13 protein-coding genes are annotated in these 12,980 nt (G+C 70.4%); 7 read left to right on the forward strand and 6 right to left on the reverse strand.

The genetic code is table 11. From position 1 onward, the window contains the following. Nucleotides 1-2 precede the first annotated feature (2 nt). Nucleotides 3-593: a TetR/AcrR family transcriptional regulator gene (locus tag ACFC96_RS16145; protein WP_376612782.1), complete on the reverse strand. Its 591-nt coding sequence runs from the start codon at nt 591-593 to the stop codon at nt 3-5. Further along, complete coding sequence (locus tag ACFC96_RS16150) at nt 590-2,113, reverse strand: 3-hydroxyacyl-CoA dehydrogenase (protein ID WP_376612783.1); 1,524 nt, start codon at nt 2,111-2,113, stop codon at nt 590-592. Before ACFC96_RS16150 ends, ACFC96_RS16145 begins: the two co-directional genes overlap by 4 nt. Nucleotides 2,114-2,321: 208 nt before the next feature. Between ACFC96_RS16150 and paaN the strand changes: the two genes are divergently transcribed. After that, complete coding sequence (gene paaN, locus ACFC96_RS16155; RefSeq protein ID WP_376612784.1) at nt 2,322-4,028, forward strand: phenylacetic acid degradation protein PaaN; 1,707 nt, start codon at nt 2,322-2,324, stop codon at nt 4,026-4,028. Between the two features lie 20 nt (nt 4,029-4,048). Here paaN and ACFC96_RS16160 read toward each other — a convergent pair whose 3' ends face one another. From ACFC96_RS16160 to ACFC96_RS16170, 3 genes are all read right to left on the reverse strand, one after another. Beyond that, nucleotides 4,049-4,831, reverse strand: coding sequence for a TrmH family RNA methyltransferase (locus ACFC96_RS16160; RefSeq protein WP_376612786.1), 783 nt, complete (start codon nt 4,829-4,831; stop codon nt 4,049-4,051). A 118-nt stretch (nt 4,832-4,949) separates the two neighbouring features. Continuing rightward, complete coding sequence (locus ACFC96_RS16165; protein ID WP_376612787.1) at nt 4,950-6,146, reverse strand: HTTM domain-containing protein; 1,197 nt, start codon at nt 6,144-6,146, stop codon at nt 4,950-4,952. Beyond that, entirely contained in the window at nt 6,143-7,195 is a 1,053-nt protein-coding gene (locus ACFC96_RS16170) for a DUF5819 family protein (RefSeq protein WP_376612789.1), read from the reverse strand. Before ACFC96_RS16170 ends, ACFC96_RS16165 begins: the two co-directional genes overlap by 4 nt. Before the next feature lie 251 nt (nt 7,196-7,446). On the opposite strand from ACFC96_RS16170, the gene paaA reads away from it, so the two are divergent. The 6 genes from paaA (at nt 7,447) to ACFC96_RS16200 (ending at nt 12,585) form a co-directional block, all read left to right on the forward strand. Beyond that, nucleotides 7,447-8,496: a 1,2-phenylacetyl-CoA epoxidase subunit PaaA gene (paaA, locus tag ACFC96_RS16175; protein WP_376255427.1), complete on the forward strand. Its 1,050-nt coding sequence runs from the start codon at nt 7,447-7,449 to the stop codon at nt 8,494-8,496. After that, nucleotides 8,493-8,783 (forward strand): 1,2-phenylacetyl-CoA epoxidase subunit PaaB, encoded by a 291-nt coding sequence (gene paaB, locus ACFC96_RS16180; RefSeq protein ID WP_116512039.1) that lies wholly within the window; start codon nt 8,493-8,495, stop codon nt 8,781-8,783. Before paaA ends, paaB begins: the two co-directional genes overlap by 4 nt. Beyond that, nucleotides 8,780-9,529: a 1,2-phenylacetyl-CoA epoxidase subunit PaaC gene (gene paaC / locus ACFC96_RS16185; RefSeq protein ID WP_376612791.1), complete on the forward strand. Its 750-nt coding sequence runs from the start codon at nt 8,780-8,782 to the stop codon at nt 9,527-9,529. Before paaB ends, paaC begins: the two co-directional genes overlap by 4 nt. Continuing rightward, the gene (paaD, locus tag ACFC96_RS16190) at nt 9,523-10,149 is read left to right on the forward strand and encodes a 1,2-phenylacetyl-CoA epoxidase subunit PaaD (protein ID WP_376255423.1); all 627 of its coding nucleotides are present in this window, start codon (nt 9,523-9,525) and stop codon (nt 10,147-10,149) included. The genes paaC and paaD overlap by 7 nt, the downstream gene beginning before the upstream one ends. Further along, nucleotides 10,149-11,207, forward strand: a complete 1,059-nt coding sequence (locus ACFC96_RS16195) for a 2Fe-2S iron-sulfur cluster-binding protein (protein WP_376612793.1) — start codon at nt 10,149-10,151, stop codon at nt 11,205-11,207. The genes paaD and ACFC96_RS16195 overlap by 1 nt, the downstream gene beginning before the upstream one ends. A 238-nt stretch (nt 11,208-11,445) precedes the next feature. Beyond that, entirely contained in the window at nt 11,446-12,585 is a 1,140-nt protein-coding gene (locus tag ACFC96_RS16200) for an acyl-CoA dehydrogenase family protein (protein WP_376612795.1), read from the forward strand. Nucleotides 12,586-12,593: 8 nt separating this feature from the next. Here the strand turns inward: ACFC96_RS16200 and ACFC96_RS16205 are convergent, their stop codons facing one another. Then, the gene (locus ACFC96_RS16205) at nt 12,594-12,923 is read right to left on the reverse strand and encodes a rhodanese-like domain-containing protein (RefSeq protein WP_376613013.1); all 330 of its coding nucleotides are present in this window, start codon (nt 12,921-12,923) and stop codon (nt 12,594-12,596) included. Nucleotides 12,924-12,980: the final 57 nt, after the last annotated feature.

A 12,980-nucleotide genomic window follows, 5' to 3' on the forward strand; every position in this document is an offset into this window, starting at 1 on the left:
CGTCAGCCCTCCTTGCGCAGCCCTCCGAAGATCAACTGCGCTACGGCGTCGGCGACTTCGCGGTCGTCCATGCCCCGGCCGCCCGGCCGGTACCACTCCACGATCGAGTTGATCATGCCGAACACGAGGCGGGTCGCGAGCCGCACCTCGATGTCGCCCCGCACGTCACCGTCGGCCGCGGCCGCCTTCAGGAGCTCGGCCACCTGGTGGTCGAACTCCCTGCGCCGCTCCATCGCCCAGCGCTCCGTGTCGGTGTTCCCCCGCACGCGCAGCAGCAGGGTCACGTACGGCAGCTCGGATATCAGGACCTGGACCATGCGCCGGGTGACGTACTCCAGGCGCTCGACGGCACGCCCCACGCGCGCGTGCTCCTCGTCCAGGATCCCGAACAGGCCGTCGAGCGCGCGGGTGACGGCCCGGCGCAGCAGCTCCTCCTTGCCGGCGACGTGGTGGTAGATCGACGACTTGGAGATGCCGGCGGCCTTGGAGAGATGTTCCATCGAAGTGCCGTCGTAGCCACGCTCGTTGAAGACCTGCACGGCGACCGACAGGAGGGTCTCGGGCGTGTAGGTGTCGCGCCTTGAGGTGGTCATGCGGAGCCCTCCCGCTTGTCGGAGGCGTACGAGTGGCGATAGAGCGCGAGCGAGGGCGCGTAACGGCCGGACGGATCGCGCAGGTGCAGATCGTCGAGGAGGGAGTACGCCCAGTTCTTGCCGAGCTTCCTGCTCCACTCGACAGGCCCCAGCGGGTAGTTGACGCCCAGGCGCATCGCCGTGTCGATGTCCTCCGGAGTGGCCACTCCCTTGGCGACGGCGTCGTGCGCCAGGTCGATGAGCCGCGCGACCGTACGGGCGACGATCATGCCGGGCACGTCCCCGATGACACTGACGTCCTTGCCGATGGCCTGGAAGAGCCCGGTGGCCTCGCGCAGAGTCTGCGGGGACGCTTCCTGAGAGGTCGCGAGAGCGAGACGGGTGGCGGCGCGATAGTCGAACGCAAGATCGAAGTAGACGACGTCCCGGTACTCGACGGACGTCTGGCCGTCCGCGAGGGCGAGCTGGCCACCGCCGGGAAGGACCAGGCGCGTGCCGTTGTCCTCGTCCTCCTCGCGCACCGGGATGCCCGCCTCACGGATCAGCGTGAGGAGCTCGGCGGCGGGCCCCAGGTCACCCTCGGCGACCACGTAGGCGGGCGCCTGGGCGGGCTGCGCGGTGTGCGGCTCCGGGCGCTCCTCGCCGTCCGCGTACGCGTACCAGCCGCGGCCCGTCTTGCGGCCGTGCATGCCGGCCTCGACCAGGCGCCGCTGGGCGAGGGACGGCCGGAACTTCACGTCCTGGAAGAAGGCCTCCCACACGGAGCGGGTGACCGCTTCGTTGACGTCCTGCCCGATGAGGTCCGTCAGTTCGAAGGCGCCCATCTTGAAGCCGCCGCACTCGCGCAGGACGGCGTCGACGGTGGCCGGCTGGGCGCCCTGCTCCTCGTAGACCGCGAACGCCTCGGCGTAGAAGGGGCGCGCGATGCGGTTGACGATGAATCCGGGGGTGTCGGCGCACACGACCGGCGTCTTGCCCCAGGCGCGGGCCGTCTCGTACGCGCGCGTGGCCGCCGTGACGTCGGTCGCCGCGCCGGAGACCACCTCGACCAGGGGCATCAGGGGCGCGGGGTTGAAGAAGTGCAGGCCGACGAGGCGGCCCGGCAGGCGCAGCGCGCCGCCGACGGCCGTGACGGACAGGGACGAGGTGTTGGTCGCGAGCAGACAGTCGTCCCCGACGATCTCCTCCAGGTCCGCGAACAGCCGCTGTTTCACGTCGAGCCGCTCCAGTACGGCCTCGACGACGAGCGCCGCCCCCGCGAACTCCTCGAGGGACTCGGCGGGGCTCAGACGCGCGCGGGCGGCGTCGCGCTCGGACGCGTCGAGCCTGCCCTTGTCGACCAGGCGGTCCAAACGCGCGGCGATGGCGTCCGCAGCCTCCTGGGCGCGTCCCGGCACGGCGTCGTAGAGCCGGACGGGGTGGCCGGCGGTCAGGGCGACCTGGGCGATGCCCTGGCCCATGGTGCCGGTGCCCACCACGCCCACAAGGCGTTCGGGGCTGCCGAGCTCGAGTGCTGTCATGGTCGCGATCCTCCCGCACGGAACGACGGCCGCGGGCCCGGGGGTCGGGGCACAGCGGCGGGCGCGAAGTTTTCCACAGGTTCGACGGACCCCCTTGTCCCGACCGATCGTTCGGTTACTCTAACCGTGTCTGCCTGTTCCTGCCCAGCTGTTCCTGCCCAGCTCGCCGGCTCGACGAAGAGCCGTCTCGACGAGGAGTTGGTCCGCCATGGCCGCCGAAGTCACCGCGCACGACCTGATCGCCAAGCACCGGCCCACCCTTGACCAAGCGCTGGAAGCGATCCGCACGCGCGCGTACTGGTCGCCGCACCCCGAGCACCCCAAGGCCTACGGAGAGCACGGAAGCCTGAGCATGCCCGAGGGCAAGGCCGCCTTCGACGCGCTCTCCGGCACGCGGATCGACCTGGGCCAGCCCGGCACGGACGACTGGGTGGGCGGCGAAATCTCGCCGTACGGAGTCGAGTTGGGCGTGACCTACCCGCACCCCGACCTCGATGTCCTGCTCCCCGCGATGCGGGCGGGCATGCGCACGTGGCGCGAGGCGGGCGCCGAGGCACGCGCCGCCGTCTGTCTGGAGATCCTGGCGCGGATCAGCGCGCGTACGCACGAGTTCGCGCACGCCGTGATGCACACCAGCGGCCAGGCCTTCATGATGGCGTTCCAGGCGGGCGGCCCGCACGCGCAGGACCGCGGGCTCGAAGCCGTGGCGTACGCGTACGTCGAGCAGGTCCGCACACCGGACGCGGCGGAGTGGACCAAGCCGCAGGGCAAGCGCGACCCTCTCGTCCTCGGCAAGCAGTTCACGCCGGTCGGGCGCGGCATCGCGCTCCTCATCGGCTGCAACACGTTCCCCACGTGGAACGGCTATCCGGGCCTCTTCGCCTCCCTCGCCACCGGCAATCCCGTCCTGGTGAAGCCCCACCCGCGCGCGGTGCTGCCCCTCGCCCTCACCGTCCAGGTCTGCCGCGAGGTCCTCGCCGAGGCCGGCTTCGACCCGAATCTGGTGGCACTGGCCGCCGAGAAGCCCGGCGAAGGCATCGCCAAGACGATCGCCCTGCGCCCCGAGATCAAGATCATCGACTACACGGGCTCGACGGCGTTCGGCGACTGGCTGGAGACGCACGCCCGGCAGGCGCAGGTCTACACGGAGAAGGCCGGCGTCAACACGGTCGTCATCGACTCGACCGACCGCTACAAGGGAATGCTGGCGAACCTCGCGTTCTCCCTGTCCCTGTACAGCGGCCAGATGTGCACCACCCCGCAGAACCTGCTCATCCCGCGCGACGGCATCAGCACGGACGAGGGCCCCAAGACGTACGACGAGGTGGTCACGGACATCGCAGCCGCGGTCGGCGGCCTCCTCGGCGACGACGCCCGGGCGAACGCGCTGCTCGGCGCCCTGGTGAACCCGGACGTGAAGTCCCGCCTTGAGGCGGCCTCCGGCCTCGGCGAAGTCGCCCTCGCCTCACGGGAGATCAGCAACCCGGAGTTCCCGGGCGCCGTCGTCCGCACGCCGACGATCGTCAAGCAGGACGGTGCGCGCAAGTTCTGGGACGGCGCCGACTCCGAGTCCGCCTACCTCAGCGAGTGCTTCGGCCCGGTCTCCTTCGCCGTCGCCGTCGACTCCACGACGGACGCGCTGGACCTGCTGCGGCGCACGGTGCGCGACAAGGGCGCGATGACGGTCGGCGCGTACACGACCTCCGACGAGGTCACCGAAGCCGTCGAAGAGGTCTGCCTCGAAGAGTGTGCCCAGCTGTCCGTCAACCTCACGGGCGGGGTGTACGTGAACCAGACGGCGGCGTTCTCCGACTTCCACGGCTCCGGTGGCAACCCCGCGGCCAACGCGGCGCTGTGCGACGGAGCGTTCGTGTCGAACCGCTTCCGGGTGGTGGAGGTGCGCAAGGAGGCCTGAGGCCTCCGACCGGCGTCGGCTCAGGCAGCCGGGCGGCCCGCGGGACCGCCCGGCGTGCCACAGGTGCTCCAGTGGAAGAGCGTCATGCCGACGCTCGTCGCCAGGTTGTAGCTGGAGACCTGCGCCCGCATCGGCAACGACACCAAGTGGTCGGCGCGGGCACGCAGTTCGGGCGACAGACCGCTGCGCTCCGAGCCGAAGGCGAGCAGCGCGTCGTCCGGCAGCGCGGTCCCCCGGATGTCCTCACCCTCCGGATCGAGCGCGTACACGGGACCCGGCGGCAGCTCCTCCACCGCCAGGCGCTCCACCGCCGTCGCGAAGTGCAGGCCCGCACCACCGCGTACGACAGTCGGATGCCAGGGATCGAGGCTGCCGGTCATGACGACGCCCGTCGCCCCGAAGCCCGCGGCGAGCCGGATGACGGCGCCCGCGTTGCCGAGGTTGCGGGGGTTGTCGAGGACGACGACGGGCGCGGTCCTCGGCTGGTGCGCCACAGCGGCCAGGTTCGCCGCCCGGTCGGGCCGCACCGCCAGCGCGGCCACCCCGGTGGGATGCAGACGCGGCACGAGGGCACGCAGCGTCTCCTCCGGCACCTCCACCAAAAGCCTGTCAAGGGCATCCCGCACGTCCGGGGCGAGCTCCTCGGTCAGGGCGAGCGCGGCGGCCCGGTCGGCCGCCAGGGCCACGGGCACGCGCGCGCCGAAACGCAGAGCGTGCTTGAGCGCGTGGAACCCGTCGAGGAGGACGGACGTCTCGGCACGGGCGCGCCATGTGTCGACGCCGGCGCCATCCACCCTGCTCATGCTGCCCGCCCGTTCATGCCGTGCGCCCCGCTCATGCTGTGTGCCCGCTCATGCTGCTTACCTGTTCACGCTGTGCGCCCGCGCACGGCTGTGTCGTTGCGCGCGCCGTTCGCCCCGCTCATGGCGTGAAGCCTACGTGGGCCTGGTCGGGGCTCTCCGCAGCGCGAGGCCCCGGAACCGCACCGGCACCGGCACCGGCCGTACGGGAAAACACGCCTCCACGCGCGCGTGCCACCCGTCCACCCAGTCGCTTCAGGAACGGCGTCGGCAGGAACACCGCGTCGGCGGCGATCATCGCGAGCGAGAAGAACGGCAGCCCGAGCAGCACGGCGATCGCCGCGTGCTCGCACATCATGGCGACCAGCAGGACGTTCTTGACGCGCCGGTTGAACAGCGTGAACGGGAAGGCGACCTGCACGGCGACCGTCCCGTACGACACGAGCATCACCATCAGCCCGTGCGAGGCGAGCAGATCACCGAGGGCCGGCCAGGGCGAGAAGTAGTCCAGGTGGAGCGGGTAGTAGACCGCCGTCCCGTCCTGCCAGCGACTTCCCTGGATCTTGTACCAGCCCGCGGTCGCGTAGATCAGACACGCCTCCGTCATGATCACGAGAAGCGCGGCGTTGTGAGCGAGGTTCGCGATCACGTCGAGCAGTTGCCGGGGCTCGCCGTACGGGTCCCGCCGGTTCACCGCCCACCACAGGCCGTGTACGGCCCACAGCCCCCAGAACACGACCAGCCAGCCCCCGCTCACGACCCCCATGAACGTGATCACGGAGAGCCCGAGCCCCGCGAGCCACCACAGCACCGGCCCCACCACGTCGGGCGGCCCGATGTCGCCCTCACGCGCAACGTGCTCACGCGCGCGTGCCGCTCGCCGCGCGTCCAGCGACCACACCTGCCCGCACCGCGTGAACACCAGATAGATCGACATCAGATGGATGACGTTGTCGCCGCCGTCGCCCATGAAGATGCTGCGGTTCTGCAGCGACAGCACGCCGATCATGAACAGGACGGACATGGTCCGGGTGCGCCAGCCCAGCATCAGAAGCGCGCTGGTCACGACCGCGACGGCGTAGACGATCTCGAACCAGACGCGGCCGTCCGACCACATCAGAGCGGTGAAAGCGCCGTTATTGGCGATGAGCTGCTGCGCCATGTCCCAGCTCCACGGCCCGTCGGGCCCGTACAGCTCGTGACGGTTGGGGAACTCGCGCAGCAGGAACAGCAGCCAGGTCGCGGAGAAGCCGATTCGGATCACTGCGCTCTGGTAGAGCCCGAGGGCGGACCCGGTGACGCGATCGATGCGGTTCACCGGGCATCCGCCCCGTCACCGGCAGCACGCGCGCGCGTGCTGTTGCCGTTTTGGCCCTGGCTCCGGCTCTCACCGTTGCTGCTGCTGTTGCTGTTGCTGTTGCTGTCGAGTGCCCTGTCCGCGACCGTCACCGTCCACCAGGGAACCTCCCGGTAGAGGGGCTTGGAATCCACTTTCTCGTCGCTCCACGGGGGCGGCGCCACGTTGGTGGTCCGCGAGCGGACCTGGACGCGGGCGATGGTGGCTTGCTTGCCGCCGGCCGTCAGCCCGCCCTCGTGGGACAGCCGCAGGACCACGATGCGGCGGATGTAGCGCTCGGAGAGCTGGCCGCGCAGACCGTTCGGGCGGTTCTCACTGTCGTGCGCGGACACATAGAAATCCCAGGCCCGGCGCAACTCGTTCTGCTGCGTGTGGCTGGGCAGCAGATTCCCGTCGATGTCGGCGCCGTCCCGTGCGGACAGGTCGTACCAGCCGGTCGTACGCGAACCGCCGCCGACCGTACGGACCTCCGCGCGGGCCTGCACGGCGATGTTCTGCTGGAGCGGGTTCGGCGCGAACAGTTTCCAGTTCTGCTCGAACTCGGGATAGATCCAGCCGTCGACGGCCCGGCCGTACTGCTTGGAGACGGTGTTCGACGGAGCTACGTGCAGGAACACCATCGCGACGTGCGCACACGCCACAAGAGCGACCACGACGAGGGCGCAGGCGGCGGCGATCTGGTAGCGGAGGGAGAGGGCCGACATGCCTGTGCGGGGTGCGGCGGATGGGGGCGAGGGTGCGTGGGGCGCGGAGGGGAGGGAGGAGAGGGAGAAGGGCGGGAGATCCGGCTCAGGCACTCGTCCGCCGTCAAGCACGTGGCCGCCCTTCGGCACGTGGCCGACCTCAGGCACATGGTCGACCTCGGGGACCCGGTCGACCTCAGGAACGTTGGCGGCCTCAGGAACGTGGCCGACCTCAGGGACCTCGTCCGAGGAAGGGCTCCGCAACGGATCCGCCCGCGGCTCCGGGTCGGAACGCCGGGCGGCCGAGCCCTTGTCGTACGCGTCCATGCCGCCCCGTTTCCCCGAGTCTCCCGATGCCTCCGGTCCGCGCTACTGCCGAACCGATTCCTCGCCCCGCGGCCCGCTCCCGCCGCCGCACCGGCACGGTACTCAGCCGCGCACGCGAGGCACAGAGGCACGGGACTTATCCACAGGCCGGACCTCGCAGGGTTGACACCCTACGGCGCCACGTCCCACCATTGAATCCGACGAACCGAACGATCGGTCGGGAGATTCGCTCAAGGTCGAGGGAGACCGGGATGGCGACAGCAGCTGCGCACCAAGCGGCGCGGACACAGGCGGCCCACGCCACGTCCGACGCCACCGGCACCGCCTCGGGCCAGGCACCGGGCACCGCCGCGTACCAGACAGCGTTCGACACCGCCGTCGCGGCGGAGGAGCGCATCGAGCCCCGCGACTGGATGCCGGACGCCTATCGCGCGACGCTCGTGCGCCAGATCGCGCAGCACGCCCACTCCGAGATCATCGGCATGCAGCCGGAGGCTAACTGGATCACGCGCGCCCCCTCGCTGCGACGCAAGGCGATCCTGATGGCCAAGGTCCAGGACGAGGCCGGTCACGGCCTGTACCTGTACAGCGCCGCCGAAACGCTCGGCACGGGCCGCGACGAACTCCTCGACAAGCTGCACAGCGGCCGACAGAAGTACTCGTCGATCTTCAACTACCCGACGCTGACCTGGGCGGACGTCGGCGCCATCGGCTGGCTCGTGGACGGCGCGGCGATCACGAACCAGGTCCCCCTGTGCCGCTGCTCGTACGGGCCGTACGCGCGCGCCATGGTGCGGATCTGCAAGGAGGAGTCCTTCCATCAGCGCCAGGGCTACGAGCTGCTCCTCGCCCTGAGCCGCGGCACCGAGGCCCAGCACGCGATGGCGCAGGACGCCGTCGACCGCTGGTGGTGGCCGTCCCTGATGATGTTCGGCCCTCCGGACGACGAGTCGTCGCACTCCGCGCAGTCGATGGAATGGAAGATCAAGCGCCATTCGAACGACGAGCTGCGCCAGCGCTTCGTCGACATCTGCGTCCCGCAGGCCGAGTCCCTCGGGCTCACCCTCCCCGACCCGGACCTCGTGTGGAACGAGGAGCGCGGGCACCACGACTTCGGAGCCATCGACTGGACGGAGTTCTGGGAGGTCCTCAAGGGCAACGGACCGTGCAACGAACAGCGGATCACCCAACGCAGGCAGGCGCACGAAGAGGGCGCCTGGGTCAGGGAAGCGGCCGCGGCCCACGCGGCAAAGCACTCCGGGGCACAAGACTCCGGGGCGAACGGGAAGGCGACGGCATGAGCGACGCGAAGGACTGGCCGCTGTGGGAGGTCTTCGTACGCTCCCGGCGCGGACTGTCGCACACCCACGCGGGAAGCCTGCACGCGCCGGACGCCGAGCTCGCCCTGCGTAACGCGCGCGATCTGTACACCCGCCGCGGCGAAGGCGTCTCGATCTGGGTCGTCCCGTCCACCTCGATCACCGCCTCCTCGCCCGACGAGAAGGACCCCTTCTTCGAGCCCGCCGCAGACAAGCCGTACCGGCACCCGACGTTCTACGAGATCCCGGAAGGGGTGAAGCACCTGTGACCACGTCCCTGAACCCCGCCTCCTCATCCGCCGGCGTCGTCACGGCCGCCGCAGCGCTCGCCCTGGGCGACGACGCGCTCGTGTTGTCGCACCGCCTGGGGGAGTGGGCCGGACACGCCCCGGTCCTCGAAGAAGAAGTCGCCCTGGCCAACATCGCGCTCGACCTTCTCGGCCAGGCCCGGGTTCTGCTCTCCCTCGTCGGCGACGAGGACGAACTGGCCTACCTGCGCGAGGAACGCGCCTTCCGCAACGTCCAGTTGGTCGAACAGCCCAACGGCGACTTCGCCCACACCATCGCCCGCCAGCTGTACTTCTCCACGTACCAGCGCCTCCTGTACGGCCGTATCGCCGAGACCGACGGACCGCTCGCCGGTCTCGCCGCCAAGGCGGTCAAGGAGGTCGCGTACCACCAGGACCACGCCGAGCAGTGGACCGTACGCCTCGGGGACGGCACCGCCGAAAGCCACGACCGGATGCAGCGAGCCTGCGACGCACTGTGGCGCCACACCGGAGAGATGTTCCAGCCCGTCGACGGAATCGACATCGACTGGCCGGATATGGAAGCCAGTTGGACCGCGTCGGTCACCGCCGTCCTGGAGAGGGCGACGCTGACCGTCCCGGAGGGACCGCGGACCGGCGCCTGGAGCGCCGGCGCCGGACGCCAGGGCCTGCACACGGAACCGTTCGGACGGATGCTCGCCGAGATGCAGCACCTCCACCGCAGCCACCCGGGGGCGTCATGGTGACCAAAGCGCCCGAGGCCTCCCCCCAGGACACCGCCGACCGACCGGAGACGCCGCTCGAAGCCGAGCTGCGCCGCCTCGCCGGCTCCGTGCCCGACCCCGAACTGCCCGTCCTCACCCTGCAAGAGCTGGGCGTGCTCCGCGCCGTCCACTGCCTCAACCCCGGCAGCGTCGAGGTGGAGCTGACCCCCACCTACACGGGCTGCCCCGCCGTCGAGGCCATGTCCACGGACATCGAGCGCGTCCTGCACGAGCGCGGAATACCGGACGTCACCGTCCGTCGGGTGCTCGCACCGGCCTGGACCACGGACGACATCACGGACGAGGGACGCCGCAAACTCCGGGAGTTCGGCATAGCTCCACCCCGCGCCGTCCGAGCGGACCAGGGACCGGTGACCGTCACTCTGGGCCCCACCCGCACCACAACCCCCACACGCACAGCTACCGACGTGGCCGCCGCCACGCTCCTCGGCGCCCCCGAGGCAAGCGACACCCCCCTGCGCTGCCCGCACTGCGGATCCACGGACACCGAACTGCTGAGCCGCTTCTCCTCCACCGCCTGCAAGGCCCTGCGGCGCTGCCTCGACTGCCGCGAACCCTTCGACCACTTCAAGGAGTTGTGATGGCCCGCTTCCACCAGCTCCGCGTAGCAGCGGTCGACCGGCTCACCGACGACTCCGTGGCACTCACCTTCGAGGTCCCCGAATCCCTGCGCGAGGAATTCCGCCACGCGCCCGGCCAGCACCTCGCCCTGCGCCGCCCCGCCGACGACGGCGAGATCCGGCGCACGTACTCGATCTGCTCACCCGCCCCGGGCCCCGAGGGCCCTCGGACCCTCCGCGTCGGTGTCCGCCTCGTCGAAGGCGGCTCCTTCTCGACATACGCCCTCAAGGAAATCGCCGTCGGTGACGCCCTCGAGGTCATGACCCCCGCCGGCCGCTTCATCCTCGAGCCCACCCCAGGGCTCTACGCCGCCGTGGTCGGCGGCAGCGGCATCACCCCGGTCCTGTCGATCGCGGCCACGCTGCTCGCCCGCGAACCGCGCGCCCGCTTCTGCCTCATCCGCAGCGACCGCACCGCCGCGTCGACCATGTTCCTGGACGAGGTGGCCGACCTGAAGGACCGCTACCCCGACCGGTTCCAGCTGGTCACGGTCCTGTCCCGGGAGGAACAGCAGGCCGGCCTCGACTCCGGCCGCCTCGACCAGGACCGCCTGACGACCCTCCTGCCCGCGCTGCTCCCCGTAGAAGAGGTAGCCGGCTGGTACCTGTGCGGGCCCTTCGGACTCGTACAAGAAGCGGAGCGCACGCTGCGCGCCCTCGGCGTACGAAGAGCGCGCATCCACGAGGAGATCTTCCACGTCGACGACGGAGCGGCACCCGCCCGCCCTGCACCGGCGCTCGCGCACTCCACGGTCACCGCTCAGCTCGACGGCCGCTCCGGCACCTGGCCCGTCGACGACGGCGAATCACTCCTGGAGACAGTGCTGCGCAACCGCCCCGACGCTCCGTACGCCTGCAAGGGCGGCGTCTGCGGAACCTGCCGCGCATTCCTCGTCTCGGGCGAGGTGCGCATGGACCGGAACTTCGCACTCGAACCCGAGGAGACCGACGCCGGCTACGTACTCGCCTGCCAGTCCCACCCAGCCACGGAGACGGTGGAACTGGACTTCGACCGCTGACCGCTGACGGCTGACGGCTGACGGCTGACGGCTGACGGCTGACGGCTGACGGCTGACGGCTGACGGCTGACGGCTGACGGCTGACGGCTGACGGCTGACGGTGCATGTTCCACTGCCTTCGCACTCCCTCCGCGTATCTCCCTCTCGTATTCCCTTCTCGTAGAACTTGTTCTACCTTGACGGACCGTCAGATCCTGGCGGGTCGCCACGACGAACCGGTGCACGGAGGGACAGGGCAGTGGACTTCACCTTCACCAAAGAACAGCAGGCGGCCGTCGAGGCGGCCAAGGCCGTGTTCGGCCCGGTCGCGCCCGACAGCGTGCCGAGCCCGGCCCTCACCTCCGGCGCGATCGCCGACGACTTCGACCGCACTCTCTGGGCGAAACTCGCCGACGCCGACCTGCTCAGCCTCCTGCTCGCCCCCGAACACGGCGGCGCGGGCCTGGACGCCATCGCGCTCTGCCTGGTCCTCCGGGAATCCGCCAAGGCGCTCGCCCGCGTCCCGCTCCTGGAGCACACCGCGACCGCCGTCGCCGTACAGACCTACGGCAGCGACGAGTTGAAGAAGCAGATCCTCCCCCGGGCAGCCCTCGGCGAACTCGTCCTCACCGCCGCCTCCGCGGGCCGCACCGGCCACGCCCCGGCCCAACTCGCCGTCAGCGCGCGCCGCGACATGGACACCGACACCTGGATCCTCGAGGGCACCCAGACCGGCGTGCCCTGGGCGCACAACGCCGACCACATCGCCGTACCCGCCCACACCCCACAGGGACGCACGGTCATCGCCGTACTGCCCCACCCGCACGAAGGACTCAACCTCGCCGAACAGATCTCCACGACCGGCGAACGCCTCGGCGAACTCCACCTCGACTCCGTGCGCCTCGACGCCCACCAGATCATCGAGACCGACGAGTCCTGGGACCGGCTGCACCAGCTCCTCACCACCGGAACCTGCGCACTGGCACTGGGCCTCGGCGAGCGAGTCCTCCAGATGACCGGCGACTACACGTCCAAGCGCGAACAGTTCGGCTACCCGGTGGCGACATTCCAAGCGGTCGCGGTCCAGGCCGCGGACCGCTACATCGACCTGCGCGCCATGGAGGCCACCCTCTGGCAGGCCGCCTGGCGCATCAGCACTCAGGCAGGCGGAGCGCTTCCCGCGGCAGGCGACATCGCGGTCGCCAAGATCTGGGCATCGGAAGGCGTACGACGCGTCGTCCAGACCGCACAGCATCTGCACGGAGGATTCGGCGCCGACACCGACTATCCGCTCCACCGCTACCACGCCTGGGCCAAGCAGCTGGAACTGTCACTCGGCCCGGCCGCCGCCCACGAGGAAACACTCGGCGACCTACTGGCAGCCCATCCCCTCGGCTGAGCCAGAGGTCAGAGCACGAAGCCCGACTGCCCCTTGTCGTCCAGGACGGGCCGCCCGGCGGCGGCCCACACCTGCATGCCGCCGTCCACGTTCACCGCGTCGATGCCCTGCTGCACGAGATACATCGTCACCTGCGCGGAACGGCCGCCGGACCGGCAGATCACGTTGACCCGCCCGTCCTGGGGAGCCGCCTCGGTCAGCTCGCCGTAACGCGCCACGAACTCACTGATCGGAATGTGCAACGCGCCCTCGGCGTGACCCGCCTGCCACTCATCGTCCTCACGGACATCGAGGAGAAAGTCCCCGTCCACGAGCTCGCCGACCTCAACCGTGGGCACACCAGATCCGAAATGCATACCCCCGACGCTACCCGACCCCATCCAGAGCCCTGACCC

Origin of the sequence: Streptomyces sp. NPDC055955 (genome assembly GCF_042270245.1) — a bacterium.
Taxonomy (GTDB): domain Bacteria; phylum Actinomycetota; class Actinomycetes; order Streptomycetales; family Streptomycetaceae; genus Streptomyces.

Excerpts from the sequence above, each read along its gene's own strand:
- paaB (WP_116512039.1), top strand. The coding sequence starts at position 8,493 with ATGAGCGACGCGAAGGACTGGCCGCTGTGGGAGGTCTTCGTACGCTCC.
- ACFC96_RS16195 (WP_376612793.1), top strand. The coding sequence starts at position 10,149 with ATGGCCCGCTTCCACCAGCTCCGCGTAGCAGCGGTCGACCGGCTCACC.
- paaD (WP_376255423.1), top strand. The coding sequence starts at position 9,523 with ATGGTGACCAAAGCGCCCGAGGCCTCCCCCCAGGACACCGCCGACCGA.
- ACFC96_RS16160 (WP_376612786.1), bottom strand. The coding sequence starts at position 4,831 with ATGAGCAGGGTGGATGGCGCCGGCGTCGACACATGGCGCGCCCGTGCC.
- ACFC96_RS16170 (WP_376612789.1), bottom strand. The coding sequence starts at position 7,195 with ATGGACGCGTACGACAAGGGCTCGGCCGCCCGGCGTTCCGACCCGGAG.
- ACFC96_RS16145 (WP_376612782.1), bottom strand. The coding sequence starts at position 593 with ATGACCACCTCAAGGCGCGACACCTACACGCCCGAGACCCTCCTGTCG.
- paaA (WP_376255427.1), top strand. The coding sequence starts at position 7,447 with ATGGCGACAGCAGCTGCGCACCAAGCGGCGCGGACACAGGCGGCCCAC.
- ACFC96_RS16150 (WP_376612783.1), bottom strand. The coding sequence starts at position 2,113 with ATGACAGCACTCGAGCTCGGCAGCCCCGAACGCCTTGTGGGCGTGGTG.
- paaN (WP_376612784.1), top strand. The coding sequence starts at position 2,322 with ATGGCCGCCGAAGTCACCGCGCACGACCTGATCGCCAAGCACCGGCCC.